This is a genomic window from Enterobacter cloacae complex sp. 2024EL-00711 (assembly GCF_047529885.1).
Lineage (GTDB): Bacteria > Pseudomonadota > Gammaproteobacteria > Enterobacterales > Enterobacteriaceae > Enterobacter > Enterobacter ludwigii.
This window is the reverse complement of the sequence record NZ_JBLIZC010000005.1, coordinates 122,141-139,456: the sequence shown is the minus strand read 5'-3', so window position 1 is coordinate 139,456 and position 17,316 is coordinate 122,141. Positions and strand designations below refer to the sequence as shown.

18 protein-coding genes are annotated in these 17,316 nt (G+C 56.0%); 11 read left to right on the top strand and 7 right to left on the bottom strand.

From position 1 onward, the window contains the following. Positions 1-27: 27 nt before the first annotated feature. The 6 genes from rsmE to ACMVME_RS15320 all read right to left on the bottom strand — a co-directional run bounded on the left by rsmE (position 28) and on the right by ACMVME_RS15320 (position 5,419). Positions 28-759, bottom strand: coding sequence for a 16S rRNA (uracil(1498)-N(3))-methyltransferase (gene rsmE / locus ACMVME_RS15345; RefSeq protein WP_020883697.1), 732 nt, complete (start codon positions 757-759; stop codon positions 28-30). Between the two features lie 52 nt (positions 760-811). Next, positions 812-1,519 carry a deoxyribonuclease I gene (gene endA / locus ACMVME_RS15340; RefSeq protein WP_068795006.1) on the bottom strand — a complete coding sequence of 236 codons (708 nt, stop codon included), beginning with the start codon at positions 1,517-1,519 and terminating at the stop codon, positions 812-814. Positions 1,520-1,613: 94 nt separating this feature from the next. Continuing rightward, positions 1,614-2,111 carry a SprT family zinc-dependent metalloprotease gene (locus ACMVME_RS15335; protein ID WP_032670169.1) on the bottom strand — a complete coding sequence of 166 codons (498 nt, stop codon included), beginning with the start codon at positions 2,109-2,111 and terminating at the stop codon, positions 1,614-1,616. Between the two features lie 58 nt (positions 2,112-2,169). Continuing rightward, complete coding sequence (gene galP, locus ACMVME_RS15330) at positions 2,170-3,567, bottom strand: galactose/proton symporter (protein WP_014171560.1); 1,398 nt, start codon at positions 3,565-3,567, stop codon at positions 2,170-2,172. A 367-nt stretch (positions 3,568-3,934) separates the two neighbouring features. Then, positions 3,935-5,089 carry a methionine adenosyltransferase gene (metK, locus tag ACMVME_RS15325; RefSeq protein WP_014171559.1) on the bottom strand — a complete coding sequence of 385 codons (1,155 nt, stop codon included), beginning with the start codon at positions 5,087-5,089 and terminating at the stop codon, positions 3,935-3,937. A 147-nt stretch (positions 5,090-5,236) separates the two neighbouring features. After that, positions 5,237-5,419, bottom strand: coding sequence for a hypothetical protein (locus tag ACMVME_RS15320; protein ID WP_025203262.1), 183 nt, complete (start codon positions 5,417-5,419; stop codon positions 5,237-5,239). A 332-nt stretch (positions 5,420-5,751) separates the two neighbouring features. On the opposite strand from ACMVME_RS15320, the gene yqgB reads away from it, so the two are divergent. From yqgB to speB, 3 genes are all read left to right on the top strand, one after another. Continuing rightward, positions 5,752-5,883: an acid stress response protein YqgB gene (gene yqgB / locus ACMVME_RS15315; RefSeq protein ID WP_071605459.1), complete on the top strand. Its 132-nt coding sequence runs from the start codon at positions 5,752-5,754 to the stop codon at positions 5,881-5,883. An 8-nt stretch (positions 5,884-5,891) separates the two neighbouring features. Beyond that, positions 5,892-7,868: a biosynthetic arginine decarboxylase gene (speA, locus tag ACMVME_RS15310; protein ID WP_020883700.1), complete on the top strand. Its 1,977-nt coding sequence runs from the start codon at positions 5,892-5,894 to the stop codon at positions 7,866-7,868. 209 nt (positions 7,869-8,077) lie between these two features. Next, positions 8,078-8,998: an agmatinase gene (speB, locus tag ACMVME_RS15305; protein ID WP_014071686.1), complete on the top strand. Its 921-nt coding sequence runs from the start codon at positions 8,078-8,080 to the stop codon at positions 8,996-8,998. 3 nt (positions 8,999-9,001) lie between these two features. Here the strand turns inward: speB and ACMVME_RS15300 are convergent, their stop codons facing one another. After that, positions 9,002-10,213, bottom strand: a complete 1,212-nt coding sequence (locus ACMVME_RS15300) for an MFS transporter (RefSeq protein WP_068795005.1) — start codon at positions 10,211-10,213, stop codon at positions 9,002-9,004. A gap of 417 nt (positions 10,214-10,630) precedes the next feature. Between ACMVME_RS15300 and ACMVME_RS15295 the strand changes: the two genes are divergently transcribed. The 8 genes from ACMVME_RS15295 (at position 10,631) to ACMVME_RS15260 (ending at position 17,313) form a co-directional block, all read left to right on the top strand. Then, a complete protein-coding gene (locus ACMVME_RS15295; RefSeq protein WP_013098654.1) occupies positions 10,631-10,954 on the top strand; it encodes a Rieske (2Fe-2S) protein in 324 nt (107 codons plus the stop codon). Further along, positions 10,951-11,259 carry a recombinase-like helix-turn-helix domain-containing protein gene (locus ACMVME_RS15290; protein WP_014171555.1) on the top strand — a complete coding sequence of 103 codons (309 nt, stop codon included), beginning with the start codon at positions 10,951-10,953 and terminating at the stop codon, positions 11,257-11,259. The genes ACMVME_RS15295 and ACMVME_RS15290 overlap by 4 nt, the downstream gene beginning before the upstream one ends. Positions 11,260-11,269: 10 nt before the next feature. After that, entirely contained in the window at positions 11,270-12,292 is a 1,023-nt protein-coding gene (locus ACMVME_RS15285) for an aromatic ring-hydroxylating oxygenase subunit alpha (RefSeq protein ID WP_020883703.1), read from the top strand. Further along, on the top strand, positions 12,292-13,041 hold the full coding sequence (locus tag ACMVME_RS15280) for an SDR family oxidoreductase (RefSeq protein ID WP_063156838.1): 750 nt from the start codon (positions 12,292-12,294) through the stop codon (positions 13,039-13,041). Before ACMVME_RS15285 ends, ACMVME_RS15280 begins: the two co-directional genes overlap by 1 nt. Before the next feature lie 12 nt (positions 13,042-13,053). After that, entirely contained in the window at positions 13,054-13,842 is a 789-nt protein-coding gene (locus tag ACMVME_RS15275; protein ID WP_020883705.1) for an IclR family transcriptional regulator, read from the top strand. A 78-nt stretch (positions 13,843-13,920) separates the two neighbouring features. Next, positions 13,921-14,847, top strand: a complete 927-nt coding sequence (locus tag ACMVME_RS15270) for a VOC family protein (protein ID WP_040018853.1) — start codon at positions 13,921-13,923, stop codon at positions 14,845-14,847. Beyond that, positions 14,844-16,031, top strand: a complete 1,188-nt coding sequence (locus tag ACMVME_RS15265) for an NAD(P)/FAD-dependent oxidoreductase (RefSeq protein WP_068795004.1) — start codon at positions 14,844-14,846, stop codon at positions 16,029-16,031. The genes ACMVME_RS15270 and ACMVME_RS15265 overlap by 4 nt, the downstream gene beginning before the upstream one ends. A 25-nt stretch (positions 16,032-16,056) precedes the next feature. Next, on the top strand, positions 16,057-17,313 hold the full coding sequence (locus tag ACMVME_RS15260; protein WP_025203265.1) for an MFS transporter: 1,257 nt from the start codon (positions 16,057-16,059) through the stop codon (positions 17,311-17,313). The last annotated feature ends 3 nt before the right edge of the window (positions 17,314-17,316 follow it).

Genomic DNA, 17,316 nt, shown 5'->3' with positions numbered 1-17,316 from the left:
TAAAAGCCTGAGGGCTCAGGCTTAGCGTTAACCCAGATCGCCAAAACGCACCTGTAGCGCGGTAATGGCTGTGAGTGCCGTTGTCTCAGTACGCAGAACGCGAGGTCCCAACAGAATATCAGTAAACTGGTAACGCGCCGTCATGGCAATTTCGTCAGCGGACAAGCCGCCTTCCGGACCAATCAGCAGGCGAACACGTTCAACGGGTAGCGGCAGCGTATTGATGCTGGCGCTGGCGCGTGGATGGAGATTGAGCTTCAGCCCGCTTTCCTCTTCAGCACACCAGTCCTCCAGATCCATCGCCGGGCGGATCTCCGGAATACGGTTGCGGCCACTCTGTTCACAGGCAGCAATGGCAATTTTCTGCCACTGCTGGATCTTTTTATTCAGACGTTCCGCATCCAGTTTAACGCCACAGCGCTCAGAAAAAAGTGGCGTAATGAGGCTTACACCCAGTTCAATGGATTTCTGGATGGTGAATTCCATCTTTTCTCCGCGCGACATCACCTGTCCCAGGTGTATGTGCAGCGGAGATTCACGGTCATCCACTTCGCCGCGCAATATCGTTACATGCACGCTTTTTTTATCAGCACGCGTAATTTCCGCGTCGAAAACCTGATTAGAACCATCAAACAGCTGAATAGCTTGTCCTGCTCCCATGCGCAGTACGCGACCAACATGGTTGGCGGCATCGTCAGAGAGGGCAATTTCGCGGCCGACGGTAATCAGCTCAGGGTGGTAGATGCGAGGAATGCGCATAGTCAGAAATTCCATATGTCATGCGGTGTAAGCGAATTGCCGCTAGTGTAGGTTAGCTCTTTTGCGCCTGGCAAGCCCGCTGGACGTAAGGGTTGTGATTACCCTGAACTTTCGCGATGCGCGCGTCACGCTGGCATTCCCATTCCGTCACCGGATATTGCTTGTCCCATGCGTTGAACAGCTGCGTCTGCTGGCGGGAAAGGTTGAGGTCGTAACGGTCACGCATATAGAAATAGGTGCGGGCGATACTGCCGCGCGCGCGGGCCGGGGGCTCAGCGACTTTCTCTTTAAAATCAACTTTCATGCCGCACTGGCCGTACTGACCCTCTCCGCCGTTCCACTGGCTGTACATAAAGTTGCCGCGATCGCCATTCACCTCGCCAACCGCGGGTTGCAGGTTGTGCATATCGCTTTCCATCTGGCGATAGACCGGATCTTTGGCGCAATTTTTACGACCGCCCTCCTGCCAGCACTGACGCTGGTGGCCAAACTGCCATGCCGGCACCACGTGTTCCCACTCGATGCGGCTGGCGCGGTTTTCATTCTTACGCACTTTATAGCCGCAGGATTCGAGATCAACGATCCCTTTTTTACCCTGCCAGTTAATCTTACAGCCGCAATAAAAATCACCGGGAACATCCGCGTTGACCTTTACGCCTGCCGTTTTTGCCTGGGAGAAACTGTTAATACCGTCGGCCAGAGCCTGGCCGGAGAGTGCTGTCGCCAGAAAAGCGACCGCGAGAGAAAAATTACGGGACATCTTACACTCCGTGTCAAAACGAGCCCGCAACGTAACGAATGTTGTTCCTGTATGCAATCAGTCAGATCAGGAAAGTTCCTGAAAGTTCAGTTGGTTATTCCGCGACCAGCGGTTCACCACATTTGACGCAACGGTAGGTGGCCTCGCCGCGCACCACGCGATTATGACGGCGAACGGTAAGCTGATGCTGCTGACACTGGCAGCGGTAGGGGAAGGTATTGCGGCGTACCGACTCAAGTTCAAACTGATGGGTTCTGCGTGCCGGAACGCCCAGCACGGCTTCCATCATCCACTTCCACTCTTTGCCGTGGGGTGCCACGCGGCCAAAGTGTTTCCATACCAGCAGGTGCGCCAGCTCGTGTGGCACCACTTCCTCAATAAACGCCTGCTGATTTTCCAGCATCAGCACCGGGTTCAGACGGATCTCATAGGATTCGAGCCACGCCGTACCCGCCGCCGTGCCACGCTGTTGGTAGACGAGTTTCGGCTCAGGGTAATTCCGGCCGAGTTTCAGGTTGGCCTGGGCGAGTTTTTCTCGCAGGCTGCGCATAACGGCTTGCTGAAGGGCGATGGGGAGACGGGGTGCTTTCATAGGGGCAGAGCATAAAGCGCGAAGCGGGGAGGTGCAAGAGGCACCTCCCGCCAGAGAATTAGTCGTGTGCGCCAATCTCGCGCAGTGGACGACCTTTCATCAGGTTACGTTCAATATGTTCCAGTGACACGTGTTTGGTTTCAGGAACCAGCCACAGCGTCAGAACAATAAAGAAGATGTTCAGGCCGGAGTAGACCCAGAAGGTGTTCGCGTTGCCCAGCGTATTGAGCATGGTCAGGAACGTCGCACCGACAATCATGTTGGCAATCCAGTTGGTCGCGGTGGAGCAGGTGATACCGAAATCACGCCCTTTCAGCGGCTGGATTTCAGAGCACAGCACCCAAATCAGCGGACCGGCGCTCATCGCAAACCCGACGATAAACATCAGCAGCATCCCCACAGCGAAATACTGGGCGGTTGGAGAGTGAATCCCCACGTGCATCATCGTGCCGAGAACACCCATACCGGCGGCCATCACCAGGAAGCCCAGCGTCAGGGTTGGCTTACGGCCCCAGCGGTCCACCAGACCGATAGCGATAAAGGTCGCCAGAACGTTGGTCAACCCAACGATGACGGTCCCCCACATCTGCTCGGTGGTGTTGGTATACCCCGCCAGTTCAAAGATTTTTGGCGCGTAGTACATGATGACGTTCATCCCGGTGAACTGCTGCATCACCTGCAGGAGCACGCCCAGGAATACCGCACGACGGAAGTTGCTGTTCTCTTTAAACAGCGCCCAGCCTGACTGTTTTACCTTCAGGCTCTCGCGGATCTCTTCCAGTTCGTTTTTCGCTTCCGCGCTGGTATCGCGCAATCGCAGCAGCACGCGTTCGGCATCGACGAAACGACGCTTCGCTGCAAACCAGCGTGGGCTGTCCGGCAGGAAGAAAACGCCAATCAGCAGCAGAATGGCAGGGATAATGATCACGCCAAGCATCCAGCGCCATGCGCCGCTGTAGCTGAAGGCGGTATCGGAAAGGTAAGCCCCGAGGATGCCGATGGTGATCATCAGCTGGTACATCGAAATCATACTGCCACGGATTTTCTCGGGTGCGATTTCAGAGAGATAGAGTGGGGCGGTATACGATGCCACACCCACGGCCAGACCAAGCAGCACGCGAGAAAGCAGCAATACCTCAACGTTTGGAGCCGCTGCTGAGAAGAGCGAACCGGCAACAAACAGGATTGCACCGATCATCAGGCTCTTTTTGCGGCCCAGCCTGAAAGAGAGCCAGCCGCTGCCCACGGCACCCACGGCCGCACCAAACATCATGGAACTTACTACCCACTCCTGGGTGTGAGCGCTTATCTGGAACTCTTCAGTGATAAAGGGTAACGCACCGGCAATCACGCCAATGTCCAGGCCAAAAAGTAATCCTGCCAGGGCGGCGAGGAAGCAGACGAAAAATGTCATCGCCTTATTGGACGTACGCCCCTGTTTTTTATTGTCAGGCATTATGCCCTCCAGTTGGGTTATCAGTTTTATCGATGTTAAGGGTAAGTGAGCAACCCGGATAAATATGTGAGATAAATCACATTGGTGTAATCGGTTACACTGGTGTGTAACCGTAAATAAAATTAAAGCTTTGAAAATATAGAGGTAAATTAGTTGATGCGCATCGCGTTTGAATGAATTTCAGACTTAACTGAAAGGAAATGTAACAGCATAAGACATGCGATCATGCAAAGAGATTATTCTGAAAGCGAGGTATATCGGGTGGGGTGTAATCGGTTTCACGCAAAGCGCAATGTCAGGCTATCTGGCTGACAAAAGCAAAAGGCCAGCACGAGGCTGGCCTTTTTTAACATTCGCTGTCAGTTGATTATTTCAGACCGGCAGCTTCACGCAGCAGAGCGGCTTTGTCGGTTTTTTCCCATGGGAAATGTTCACGACCAAAGTGACCGTATGCAGCGGTTTCTTTGTAGATTGGGTGCAGCAGATCCAGCATCTGAATCAGACCGTATGGGCGCAGGTCGAAGAACTCGCGCACCAGCAGCGTCAGTTGCTCGGATGGCACTTTCTCGGTACCAAAGGTTTCAACCATGATGGAGGTCGGTTCAGCCACGCCGATAGCGTAGGAAACCTGAATCTCACAGCGGTCAGCCAGGCCAGCAGCAACGATGTTTTTCGCAACATAACGCGCAGCGTACGCAGCAGAACGGTCAACTTTAGACGGGTCTTTACCGGAGAAGGCACCGCCACCGTGACGCGCCATGCCGCCGTAGGTATCAACGATGATTTTACGGCCAGTCAGACCGCAGTCACCCATTGGGCCGCCGATAACAAAGCGTCCGGTTGGGTTGATGAAGTATTTGGTTGCGGAGCTCAGCCATTCAGTTGGCAGAACCGGCTTGATGATCTCTTCCATCACTGCTTCCTGCAGGGATTTCTGGTCGATCTCTTCGGAATGCTGAGTAGACAGAACGACCGCGTCAATACCGACGATTTTGCCGTCGTCGTACTGGAAGGTCACCTGGCTTTTCGCATCAGGACGCAGCCATGGCAGGGTGCCATTCTTGCGCACTTCAGCCTGACGCTGCACCAGACGGTGTGCGTAGGTCACTGGCGCTGGCATCAGCACGTCAGTTTCGTTGGTTGCATAACCAAACATCAGGCCCTGGTCGCCCGCGCCCTGTTCCAGCGGATCGGCACGGTCAACGCCCTGGTTGATGTCCGGAGACTGTTTGCCAATTGCGCTCAGTACCGCGCAAGAGTTGGCATCAAAGCCCATATCAGAATGGACATAACCGATCTCACGAACCGTGTTACGGGTGATCTCTTCGATATCCACCCATGCGCTGGTGGTGATCTCACCGCCAACCAGAACCATGCCGGTTTTGACGTAGGTTTCACACGCGACGCGCGCTTTTGGATCCTGCGTCAGGATCGCATCAAGCACCGCATCGGAGATTTGGTCAGCAATTTTATCTGGATGTCCTTCTGATACGGACTCGGACGTAAACAGGTGTTTTGCCATGTTTTATTTCACCTAAAAGGAATTTGTTTAGCTCAAGCTGCTGTGTGGGATAGCCAAAGGAGATAATTCTACCAAGGCCTGCAGGTTAATGACACTGGCAGTCTGAGTGTTAATCAGTATGGATGGATTAACATCTGGATGGCTATTTTAGGTCAGTTCTTCGCCCGATTTCCAGTTTTTTTTGACTAACCTCTCACTGAGTTGAATTCGCTGCTGGAAATTTTTCCTGACGGCGCTGGCAACCCGCGCATTTATCTTTTGCAATTTACCCCTGTTCTCGGTATAAAACGCGGCGCGCGGCTCATACCAATAAGCGCTCGATGAACTCATCGTGTCGCCACTTCCAGCCGGGTTAAGCAGTGAACTTTTAGCTTTGGCTTGTGGTCCGTTTCAGCAGGAGCGGCCGTGGAGGTGATACGAGATAATGAACCAGTGTTTTCCGCTAATTCAGCGCAGCCGTTCTGGCGCGTATTTGATTCCCGCAACCCGCATTTCTAATCTGCAAACCTGCCGATGTTATACCCATCTCGGGGCTTCTCAGGATTCCAGAGCCGGTCACGCTTTGTGAAAACTGAACAAGGGCGCTCTTGTTAAGACAAGAGTTTTCTCGTGGTTTCGCCGAACGTTGTCATAATTAAGTTCGGACACGTGTTTACAATGATATGAATATGAAACCGGTCGCACGGTCTGGTTTTCAGCATAGTCTGCTGGGAAATGGATCCGTTTATGGGTTGTTATCGCCGTATAACGCTGCGATAGTAGTCAACTGTTTTACACTTAATACAAAGAGTTGAGGTTCGCTATGTCTGACGACATGTCTTCGCTTTCGCCTTCGTCAGCGGGCGAACAGGGTGTACTACGTTCCATGCAGGAGGTTGCGATGAGCTCCCAGGAAGCCAGCAAGATGCTGCGCACTTACAATATTGCCTGGTGGGGCAATAACTACTACGACGTCAACGAACTGGGCCATATCAGCGTTTGCCCGGATCCTGACGTTCCTGAAGCGCGCGTGGATCTCGCCAAACTGGTGAAAGCACGCGAGGCGCAGGGCCAGCGTTTGCCTGCACTGTTCTGCTTCCCGCAGATCCTGCAACATCGTCTGCGTTCCATTAACGCCGCGTTTAAACGCGCGCGTGAATCTTACGGCTATAAAGGCGATTACTTCCTGGTTTACCCTATCAAGGTGAACCAGCACCGCCGCGTGATTGAATCCCTGATCCACTCCGGTGAACCGCTGGGCCTGGAAGCGGGTTCCAAAGCGGAGCTGATGGCCGTGCTGGCACATGCTGGCATGACCCGTTCGGTGATCGTCTGCAACGGTTATAAAGACCGTGAATACATTCGTCTGGCGCTGATTGGCGAAAAGATGGGCCACAAAGTCTATCTGGTTATCGAGAAGATGACAGAGATCGCTATCGTGCTGGAAGAGGCAGAGCGTCTGAACGTTATCCCGCGTCTGGGCGTGCGTGCGCGTCTGGCGTCGCAGGGTTCCGGTAAATGGCAGTCCTCAGGCGGCGAAAAATCCAAATTTGGTCTCGCGGCGACCCAGGTTCTGCAGCTGGTTGAGATTCTGCGTGAGCGTGGTCGTCTGGACAGCATTCAGCTGTTGCACTTCCACCTCGGCTCGCAGATGGCCAACATTCGCGACATCGCCACCGGCGTACGCGAATCAGCACGTTTTTACGTTGAGCTGCACAAGCTTGGCGTAAACATTCAGTGCTTCGACGTGGGCGGTGGTCTGGGCGTGGATTATGAAGGTACCCGCTCGCAGTCCGACTGTTCCGTGAACTACGGCCTGAACGAATATGCCAATAACATCATCTGGGCGATTGGCGATGCCTGTGAAGAGCACGGCCTGCCGCACCCAACTGTGATCACCGAGTCTGGTCGCGCGGTTACCGCACACCACACCGTGCTGGTATCGAACATTATCGGCGTTGAACGCAGTGAAATTTCCGAGGTAACCCCGCCGGCTGAGGACGCGCCTCGTGCGCTGCAAAGCATGTGGGAGACCTGGCAGGAGATGCACGAGCCGGGTACCCGCCGTTCGCTGCGCGAGTGGCTGCACGACAGCCAGATGGACCTGCATGATATTCATGTGGGGTATTCATCGGGCACGTTCAGCCTGCAGGAACGCGCATGGGCAGAGCAGCTTTATCTGAACATGTGCCACGACGTACAGCAGCAGCTGGACCCGAGCAACCGTGCCCACCGTCCGATTATTGACGAACTGCAGGAGCGCATGGCGGACAAAATGTACGTCAACTTCTCGCTGTTCCAGTCGATGCCGGATGCCTGGGGTATCGATCAGCTGTTCCCGGTTCTGCCGCTGGAAGGGCTGAACCACGCCCCGGAACGTCGTGCGGTGCTGCTGGACATCACCTGCGACTCCGACGGTGCTATCGATCACTACGTCGACGGCGACGGTATCGCGACCACGATGCCTATGCCAGAGTACGATCCGGAGAACCCGCCGATGCTGGGCTTCTTCATGGTCGGTGCTTATCAGGAGATCCTCGGCAACATGCATAACCTGTTCGGTGACACCGAAGCGGTTGACGTGTTTGTCTTCCCTGACGGCAGCGTAGAAGTTGAGCTGTCCGACGAAGGGGACACCGTGGCGGATATGCTCGAATACGTTCAGCTGGATCCGAAAAAGCTGCTGACCCAGTTCCGTGACCAGGTGAAAAATACCGGTCTGGACGACGCGCTGCAGCAGCAGTTCCTGGAAGAGTTTGAAGCGGGTCTTTACGGATACACTTATCTGGAAGACGAGTAAGTAAACCTGCCTCTCTCTGTTGGAGAGGGGCGGGGTGAGGGCAAGGGGCAATACCCTCGCCTATACTCACTTGAACCCGTATGAATTAGCGGCGATAATTCGCCCCAATAAGCGATTTACGAATCAATCCCTTCCTCGTCGGGTTTAACGACGCGGAGGGGATTTTTTTTCATCTGTTTTTAATGTATCGACTTTAAAGAGGTCAGGACATGAGCACTTTAGGCCATCAGTACGATAACTCTCTGGTATCTAACGCGTTTGGTTTTTTACGTCTCCCGATGAACTTCCAGCCGTACGACAGTGACGCTGACTGGGTGATCACCGGCGTGCCGTTTGATATGGCCACGTCAGGCCGTGCTGGTGGCCGTCATGGTCCGGCAGCTATTCGTCAGGTCTCCACTAACCTGGCCTGGGAGCACAACCGCTTCCCGTGGAACTTCGACATGCGCGAGCGCCTGAACGTGGTTGACTGCGGTGACCTGGTGTACGCCTTTGGCGACGCGCGCGAGATGAGTGAAAAACTGCAGGCCCATGCCGAAAAACTGCTGGCTGCCGGTAAACGCATGCTCTCCTTCGGGGGTGACCACTTCGTCACGCTGCCGCTGCTGCGTGCTCACGCGAAGCACTTCGGTAAGATGGCGCTGGTGCATTTTGATGCCCATACCGACACCTACGCGAACGGCTGTGAATTCGACCATGGCACCATGTTCTTCACCGCGCCAAACGAAGGTCTGATCGACCCAAACCACTCTGTGCAGATCGGTATCCGTACCGAGTTTGATAAAGACAACGGCTTCACCGTGCTGGATGCCGGCCAGGTGAACGATCGCGGCGTGGATGACATCATCGCTCAGGTAAAACAGATTGTCGGCGATATGCCGGTTTACCTGACCTTCGATATCGACTGTCTGGATCCGGCGTTTGCCCCGGGCACCGGCACGCCGGTGATCGGCGGCCTGACCTCTGACCGCGCCATCAAACTGGTGCGCGGCCTGAAGGATCTGAACATCGTGGGTATGGACGTGGTGGAAGTGGCTCCGGCTTACGACCAGTCAGAGATCACTGCTCTGGCAGCGGCCACCCTCGCGCTGGAAATGCTCTACATCCAGGCCGCGAAAAAAGGCGAATAAGCCTTACGCCCGGATTGCTGCTGCGCGACGCATGCGCAGCAGCAACATGCCTCCTGCCAGCAGGGTGATAACCTGCGAGACGACCAGCACCGAAAACCCTGAGCTGACTGAACCCACCGATTTCATCACCATCCCCATCAGCAGCGGAATAAACGCCGCGCAAATATTCCCAATCCCGTTGATGATCCCGTAGGCACTGCCAACGGCTTCCCGCGCCGCATGATGCTGGATAACCGCCGGAATGGCGGCCCCCTGAAGTCCCCAGAAAATATTGGCCGAGAGCATAAACAGCGCCAGCCAGCCGGGCTGGTGGCTCAGCATCAGCATGACGACGGAACTCGCCGTTAAGATCCCGCCCACCACAAACAGCAGCGGTGCCTGGTCCGGGCGCATTTTATCGAGCAGCACACCGCCCAGAAACTTTGAGCCAAGACTCAGCAGGAAGGGGATAGCCGCGAGAAAGCCGGTCGCGTGCAGGGAGAAGTGGTGTTCATCGCGCAGCCAGGCCGGAAGCCAGGCGCTGCTGCCCCAGAGATAACTCAGCGTGGCGATTTCAACCAGCAGGATCCAGCCCAGAAGCGGCGTCTGCCAGGCAAGCGTAAAGGTCTGCACAAACCCGGACGTTCGGCGCTTTTCCGTATGTTGAGGGGCCGGCAGGAAACGCCAGATTAACCCCCCACCCAGCGCCAGATTGATCGCCGCGAGGGCATAAAATGAGCCCGCCCAGCCAAGGTGTGCCATCAGCCAGGTGATCAGCGGAAAGCCTACCGCCAGCCCCAGTGAAACGCCCAGCGCGGTAACGGCGTTGGGCTTACCAATTTCCCCGGCGCTAAAGTTATCGCTGATAAAGCGTGTTTTCAGTGAAAAGAGTGGGCCTTCGGCAATGCCTAAAATCAGGCGGGCGATGAGCATGCCCATCAGCGACCCCAGCAGTGGCGAGATGGCGCAGACCACGGCCCATATCGCAATGCTGGTTAACAATCCCTGTCGATAATGTAATTTGCTTTCGATAACTGGGGTCAATAGTAAAGCAGAAAAACCATAACCCAGCAAAAAGCAGGTCATGAGCATTCCTTGTAACATTCTGTTTTCATTTAGCTGAAAATGTTCGGCAAATTCAGGGTTTAAAATCAACACCGAGATATTTACGCGGTCAACGTAGGAAATAATAATGAGCACCAGGAGTGCCAACGTGCCTTGCCATCTTGCCGTCATTTAATCCGCCTTAATCGTGCTGTCTGTTTATATTTTTTATGAACGTTATTGTCACGTAACTAAAATGGTTCACCTGTGAAACTCTTTGTTTTAATGAGATAAATTAAATTAAAGTTTCACAGGTGAAACGCCATAGGTATGTGCGCATATAATTTTTAAGGAATAAAAAGAAAAGAAGTCAATCTCTATTTTAAAAAATAAAAGATCATCAAAAAAATGTATTCATTCACGCCTGAATAATGAAAATTTCATATCGCTGCATTTTTTCGTGATCGCTTGCACACTTAGCTAATTAAACCTCGACTGATTAACAAATTCGTCACATTCGCGCTTGACGAAACATTCATCGCTTTTATATTGACCGTATTAAATAAGAAACAGAGTTTCATATATGAAACAAAAGCCTGGAGGATCGTGATGAGCTGGATAGGCGTATGTGACGCAGAACAAGTACAGGAAGATTTCCCTTTTAGCGGTAACGTCGAGGGCAAAGAGATCGGCGTTTATTTGATTGATGGCGAATATTACGCGCTGGAAGACGTATGCCCGCACGCTTACGCGCTGCTGAGTCAGGGTTTCGTCGAGGACGGTAAAGTGGAATGTCCGCTGCATGAGGCGGTTTTCGATGTCAAAACCGGCCAGTGCCTGCACGGCCCCGGCGGACGTAACCTCAATCGTTACCCGGTTCGGGTATTTGAAAACCAGATCCAGATTACCTTCGTCGAGGAGACAGTGGCATGAGCGAAAGTCTGAACTTCAACCCGGCGCTGCCGGAAAGCCGTCAGTTTACCCCTCCGGCTGAGGGCGGTAACGGCGCCATCCATAAGCCCGGTGATTACCAGAACCTGATCTGGCAGACCCGCAGCCGCGTACCGGAAAACTGGGAAATCACGCTTATCTCCACGCTGGAAGACCTTTTCGAACAGGGCGCGGAAACCGTGCCGGAACTGGTCAACGGGCTGAACGCGGTACGTATGCACGATCAGCAGGGCGAGCCATGGAGTGATGCCAGCTTCCAGGCTTTCTTACAGGTTAACGGCTACTGAGGGCAATGCGATGACGACTACCGTACAAAACTATCTTGATAAAGGTCTGCGCGGCCTCTGGTACCCGGTGCTGGCGAGCTGGGAAGTTCAGTCTGCGCCCGTGGGGATCACCCGTCTGGGCGAACAGATTGTGGTCTGGCGCAACAAAGATGGACAGGTGCAGGCGCTGGAAGATCGCTGTCCGCACCGTGGCGCGCGTCTGTCGATGGGCTGGAATCTGGGCGATCGTATCGCCTGCTGGTATCACGGCGTGGAAGTGGCGGGCAACGGCGAAGTGAAGGATGTGCCTGCGGTGGATAAATGTCCGCTGGTCGGCCAGCAGTGTGTGCGCAGCTACAACGTGCAGGAAGTGCACGGAGCCATCTTCCTTTGGTTTGGCGTTACCGCCGATCAGCAACCCGACGAACTGAGCTTCCCGGACGAACTGGCTGACACCGACGCCTACAGCAATTTTCTCTGCACCGCCGCGTGGAAATGCAATTACCAGTACGCACTGGAAAACGTGATGGACCCGATGCACGGCACCTATCTGCACTCTTCGTCGCACTCTATGGCGGAAGGGGATCGCAAAGCGGATATGGTTCTGCAGCCAACGAAAACCGGGTTTATCTTCGAGAAAAAAGGCCAGAGCGGCGTCAACTTCGACTGGGTTGAGCTGGGCAACAGCGGCACCTACTGGATGCGTTTGTCCATTCCTTATAAGAAGCGTTTCGGGCCGGGCGGTCACTTCTTCATTGTTGGCATGGTGGTGCCGGAAGATAACGATAACTGCCGCGTCTTCTTCTGGCGTATCCGCCGCGTGCAGGGCTGGCAGCGCGATATGTGGCGTTTCATGTACCGTAACCGTCTGGAAAAACTGCACTGGGAAGTCCTTGAGCAGGACCGCGTGGTGCTGGAGAGCATGGCGCCAGATGCACGGGAACATGAATACCTTTACCAGCATGATGTGGGCCTTTCGCGCCTGCGCCGCATGATGCAAAAAGCGGCGAAAGAGCAGCTGGCGGCGCGTGAAGCTCAGCAGGGAGCCGCCTGATGAATGGGCTGCTGAACGGGAAACGCATCGTGGTAACCGGTGCCGCGCGTGGGCTGGGCTTTCATTTCGCGAAAGCCTGCGCAGAGCAGGGCGCAGCGGTGGTGATGTGCGACATCCTTCAGGGCGAGCTGGCTGAAAGCGCGCATGGCTTAAGTGAGAAGGGCTATGCGATTGAATCACACGTTATCGATCTGGCCGATCCGCTCTCCATTTCGCGGGTGTTCAGCACCATTGGCGAACAGGGACCGATCGACGGTCTGGTCAATAACGCGGCGATGGCGACCGGGGTCGGCGGCAAGGACATGCTTGATTACGATCCGGATCTGTGGGACCGGGTGATGAGCGTTAACGTTAAAGGCACCTGGCTGGTTACCCGGGATGCGGTACCGCTGCTGCGCGAAGGGGCAGCCATTGTCAATGTGGCTTCCGATACCGCGCTGTGGGGCGCGCCGCGCCTGATGGCCTACGTGGCCAGCAAGGGCGCCGTGATTGCCATGACCCGTTCAATGGCACGTGAGCTGGGTGAAAAACGCATTCGTATTAACGCCATCGCCCCGGGCTTAACCCGCGTCGAAGCGACGGAATATGTCCCTGCAGAGCGGCATCAGCTTTACGAAAACGGCCGGGCGCTCACCGGGGCGCAGCAGCCGGAAGACGTCACCGGCAGCGTGGTCTGGCTGTTAAGCGATCTGTCGCGGTTTATCACCGGACAGCTGATTCCGGTCAACGGCGGTTTTGTCTTTAACTGAGGTAAAGCAACTATGGCAAGCGATCACGAAGTGAAGTACCTGGTGCCCGGGCTGGAGCGAGGCTTACAGCTGCTGCTGGCCTTTGGCGAGCAGCACCGTGAACTGACCTTTGCCGAGCTGCACAGGCTGGTCGATATGCCGAAAGCCACCGCCTACCGCGTGGTACAAACGCTGGAATACATGGGTTTTCTGGAGCGCAACACGCGAACCAATACCTTCTCACTTGGCATGAACGTCCTGCGTCTGGGCTTTGAATACATCGCCTCACTGGATGTGGCGCAGGTCGGTCAGCCGGTCATCGAGCAGCTGCGTGACGTCAGCCAGTGCAGCAGTCATCTGGCGATCCGCGACGGGCGCGACATCATCTATATCGCCCGCGTCAGCGCCGCCGGTTCTCGCATCAATCAGGTGAGCATTGGTACCCGTTTGCCGGTGCACTGCACGTCGCTGGGTCGCATGCTGCTGACCGATATTTCGCGAGCCGATTTCGAACAGCTGTTCCCGCACGAACGTCTGCCGGGCAACACGCCGGGCCAGATCCACGACCGCGAAGCGTTGTGGCAGATGGTGCAGCAGGACAAAGCACGCGGCTATGTGATCGGCGAATCCTTCTTCCGTCATGGCATCTCCTCCATCGTTTATCCGGTGTATGACCGCAGCGGAAGGGTGGCGGCCGTGGTGAGCATTCTGGTGCCTTCGGAGGAGATCCCGCAGACCGATCGCGAGCGCCTGCAAAACGATGTCCGCATGGCGGCGGATAAAATTTCTGGCTTCTTAGGGTATTTGTCACAGGCCAGTTAAATCATCAGGTTAACGCCAGGCGCTTCATTGCGTCGGGCATGTTTTACGCCCAATCTGGGCCAGACGAGGCAACGAACGATGTGTATAACCGGAATTGAAAAGCTGGAATTTGGCGTCGAAAACCTGACGCACTGCGCCAAATTTATGCGTGATTTTGGCCTGACGGGCGATGCCAGCGGCCAGCGTTTTACTACCCTGAGCGGCGCGCGCGTGGAGCTAAATCCTGTCGACAGCCCTGACCTGCCACCAGCGTTTGAAGCAGGAAATACGTTGCGCCGGATGACCTGGGCAGTCGCCACCCGGGACGATCTGGAGGCGCTGCGCCCGAAGCTTGAGAAGCAGCCCGGTTTTCGTGAGGTGGGCGACGCGCTGGAGTGCCGCGATCCGAACGGCATGACCCTGCGCGTACAGGTCAGCCATCAGGTGCCGGTGGAGCTGAACGTCGAGCCGATTAACCAGTGGGGCGATGCCCGCCGTATCGACACGCCAAGCCCGGTCTACGATCGCGCCCAGCCTATTAATGTAGGCCACGTGGTGTTCTTCGTGGAGGAGCTGGCGGCGGTGGAGACGTTCTACCGTGAGGTGCTTGGGTTCCAGGTGTCTGACCGCTACATCAACCGTGCGGTGTTCCTGCGCTGTGGCGTGCGCGGCGGGCATCACAACCTGTTCCTTCTTCAGTTGCCTAACCGTAAGCGGGGTCTGAACCACGTGGCCTTTACCGTACGCGACATTCACGAGGTGATCGGCGGTGGGATAGCGATGAACAAAAACGCCTGGAGCACCTTTATTGGCCCGGGGCGTCATCCGGTCTCCTCGGCCTATTTCTGGTACGTCAACAGCCCAACCGGCGGGGCGTTTGAATACTACACCAACGATGATTACCTCACCGAAAACTGGCAGCCGCGCGAGCTGGAACATTCGCTGGTGTCGTTCACCGAGTGGGCGGTTGAGGGTGGGATTGACCACGACACTCGCCGTCAGCAGAAAAAGCCGGAGGCGGTATGACCTCGCGCATTGTCATTATTGGCGGCGGTCAGGCAGGTGGCTGGGCGGCGAAAACCCTGCGTGACGAAGGCTTCGACGGCGAGATTTGCGTCGTGGCGGAAGAGGCGTGGGATTTCTACGAACGCCCGCCGCTGTCCAAGGCTGCGTTACTGGAGCCGGACGCGCCGCTACCGCGTCTCTTTCCTGAAGCGGCGCAACAGGCATTGAACCTGACATGGTGCCGGCCGGTGCGCGCGGAATCTCTCGATCGTCACGCGAAAACGGTGCGCTTAAGCAACGGTGAATGCCTTAGTTACAACATTCTTTTAATCGCTACCGGTGGTCGGGCGCGTCTGCCGGGCGACGCGTGGGCGGCCCACCCGCAGGTCTATACCCTGCGCCACTGGCAGGACGCACAGCGGCTGAAGGCGCGCCTGGCAGAGAGTCAAAACCTGGCGATTATCGGCGGAGGCTGGATTGGCCTGGAGATTGCGGCCTCCGCGCGTAAATGTGGCGTCGCCGTGACGCTGTTTGAGCAGCAGCCCGCGCTGTGCATGCGTTCGGTGAGCGCCGAGGTATCGCAGCAGCTGGAAACACTTCACCGCGAACAGGGCGTGGATATCCGCACCGGCTGCGGAGCGCTGGAGCTGGAAGATAACAATGGTCTGCCGGTCATTCACTGTGACGGCAAGCGTGAAACCTTTGATGCCGTGGTCGTCGGGATCGGTGTTGATCTCAATCTGGAGCTGGCGCGCGATGCGGGTCTGCAGACTGAGCGCGGGATCGTGGTGGACGCTCAGGGGCGAACGTCGGATCCGTTTATTTTTGCTGCCGGTGATGTGGCCCAGCACCATCACTATGGGCTGTGCATTCAGTCGTGGGCCTTTGCCCAGAATCAGGCGGTTGCCACGGCAAAGGCCATGCTCATTCCCGATGCCCCCGGCTATGACGACGCGCCGTGGTTGTGGTCGGATCAATACCAGCACAACATTCAGATCCTCGGTATTCCGCAGGCCGGCTGCACAACCCTTGCCCGGGATAATGCGCTGTTTTTCTCACTGGATGAAAACGGACGGCTGATCCAGCTGGTGGCGTTCAACGATGCGCGTACCGTCAAGCTGGCGAAGCGCTGGATGGCTGCCGGAAGGGATCTGTCCGATGTGCCGCTGGCTGACCCGACTTTTTCACTGATGTCATTGCGATAGCTAACCCGCACCCGTAGGGGGAGACATGACCACATTTGAGACTAACACCGCGCCGGTTGAGGCAAGCGGTGAGGGCACCCGCACGCCCGAAAAAGCGGTGCGCTGGGCCATCCCGCTGTCATTGCTGGCCTGCGTACTGCTGGCATTTTTCGACAAAATCAGCATTGCGGCGCTCTTTTCCGACAGCCATTTTCAGCAGGCGATGGGCATTGATTTTGACACCACGCGCCTCGGCATTCTGATGAGCGCCTTTCTGCTGAGCTACGGCTTCTCATCGGTCTTTTTAAGCGGACTGGGGGACAAGATTGCACCGCTTCGCCTGCTCACCGGCATGATGGTGGTGTGGTGCGTGCTGATGGTGGCCATGGGGTTTACCCATAACTACACGGTCATGATCGTCCTGCGCATTTTGCTGGGCGTGGCAGAAGGGCCGCTGTTTCCGCTGGCGTTTGCCATTGTGCGGCATAACTTCCCACAGCATCTGCAGGCGCGAGCCACCATGTTGTGGCTGCTGGGTACCCCGGTAGGCGCGGCGATTGGCTTCCCTCTTTCTATCTGGCTGCTGAATGCCTTCGGCTGGCAGAGCACCTTCTTTGTGATGGCGATGCTCACCGTGCCGGTGCTGGTGTTCGTGCGCATCGGTCTGCGCGGGATCCGTCTGGGTGCCAAACCGGCTGCGGATCGCGAATCACAGGATGAACGACGTGCCGCGCGGCGCGAGCTGTTTGTCAGCCCGCACTTCTGGATTATCTGCATCTTTAACATCGCGTTTCTCACCTACCTGTGGGGAATCAATGGCTGGCTGCCGGGTTACCTGATTAAAGGGAAAGGCATTCATCTTGAACACGCGGGCTGGCTGTCGTCGATGCCGTTTATTGCCATGCTGGCGGGTGAGGTGATTGGCGCATGGCTTTCTGACCGGGTCGATAAACGCGCGGTGGCCTGCTTTATCTCGATGGCTGGCGCGGGGTTAGGCCTGACGGCGGTCATGCATCTTGATACTCCGCTGGCCGTTATCGCGGCGATGAGCTTTAGCACCTTTATGTGGGGCACCGGTGCGCCGAACATTTTCGCACTGCTGGCGAAGGCTACCCATCCCCGGGTGAGCGCGACGGCGGGCGGTATTTTCAACGGGCTGGGAAACTTTGCGGGCGCGCTGTCGCCGGCGGTGATGGGCGCGTTGATCGCCTTCACCCACAGCATGGATTCCGGGCTGATTTTTCTGGCGGTGATGGCGGCGGTGGGCTGCGTCCTGTTACTGCCGCTGCTGAGACGTTACTGAGGA

What these genes read in the sequence shown, in the direction of transcription:
- rsmE (WP_020883697.1), bottom strand. Translation starts at nt 759, where the DNA reads ATGCGCATTCCTCGCATCTACCACCCTGAGCTGATTACCGTCGGCCGC.
- endA (WP_068795006.1), bottom strand. Translation starts at nt 1,519, where the DNA reads ATGTCCCGTAATTTTTCTCTCGCGGTCGCTTTTCTGGCGACAGCACTC.
- ACMVME_RS15335 (WP_032670169.1), bottom strand. Translation starts at nt 2,111, where the DNA reads ATGAAAGCACCCCGTCTCCCCATCGCCCTTCAGCAAGCCGTTATGCGC.
- galP (WP_014171560.1), bottom strand. Translation starts at nt 3,567, where the DNA reads ATGCCTGACAATAAAAAACAGGGGCGTACGTCCAATAAGGCGATGACA.
- metK (WP_014171559.1), bottom strand. Translation starts at nt 5,089, where the DNA reads ATGGCAAAACACCTGTTTACGTCCGAGTCCGTATCAGAAGGACATCCA.
- ACMVME_RS15320 (WP_025203262.1), bottom strand. Translation starts at nt 5,419, where the DNA reads ATGAGTTCATCGAGCGCTTATTGGTATGAGCCGCGCGCCGCGTTTTAT.
- yqgB (WP_071605459.1), top strand. Translation starts at nt 5,752, where the DNA reads ATGAATATGAAACCGGTCGCACGGTCTGGTTTTCAGCATAGTCTGCTG.
- speA (WP_020883700.1), top strand. Translation starts at nt 5,892, where the DNA reads ATGTCTGACGACATGTCTTCGCTTTCGCCTTCGTCAGCGGGCGAACAG.
- speB (WP_014071686.1), top strand. Translation starts at nt 8,078, where the DNA reads ATGAGCACTTTAGGCCATCAGTACGATAACTCTCTGGTATCTAACGCG.
- ACMVME_RS15300 (WP_068795005.1), bottom strand. Translation starts at nt 10,213, where the DNA reads ATGACGGCAAGATGGCAAGGCACGTTGGCACTCCTGGTGCTCATTATT.
- ACMVME_RS15295 (WP_013098654.1), top strand. Translation starts at nt 10,631, where the DNA reads ATGAGCTGGATAGGCGTATGTGACGCAGAACAAGTACAGGAAGATTTC.
- ACMVME_RS15290 (WP_014171555.1), top strand. Translation starts at nt 10,951, where the DNA reads ATGAGCGAAAGTCTGAACTTCAACCCGGCGCTGCCGGAAAGCCGTCAG.
- ACMVME_RS15285 (WP_020883703.1), top strand. Translation starts at nt 11,270, where the DNA reads ATGACGACTACCGTACAAAACTATCTTGATAAAGGTCTGCGCGGCCTC.
- ACMVME_RS15280 (WP_063156838.1), top strand. Translation starts at nt 12,292, where the DNA reads ATGAATGGGCTGCTGAACGGGAAACGCATCGTGGTAACCGGTGCCGCG.
- ACMVME_RS15275 (WP_020883705.1), top strand. Translation starts at nt 13,054, where the DNA reads ATGGCAAGCGATCACGAAGTGAAGTACCTGGTGCCCGGGCTGGAGCGA.
- ACMVME_RS15270 (WP_040018853.1), top strand. Translation starts at nt 13,921, where the DNA reads ATGTGTATAACCGGAATTGAAAAGCTGGAATTTGGCGTCGAAAACCTG.
- ACMVME_RS15265 (WP_068795004.1), top strand. Translation starts at nt 14,844, where the DNA reads ATGACCTCGCGCATTGTCATTATTGGCGGCGGTCAGGCAGGTGGCTGG.
- ACMVME_RS15260 (WP_025203265.1), top strand. Translation starts at nt 16,057, where the DNA reads ATGACCACATTTGAGACTAACACCGCGCCGGTTGAGGCAAGCGGTGAG.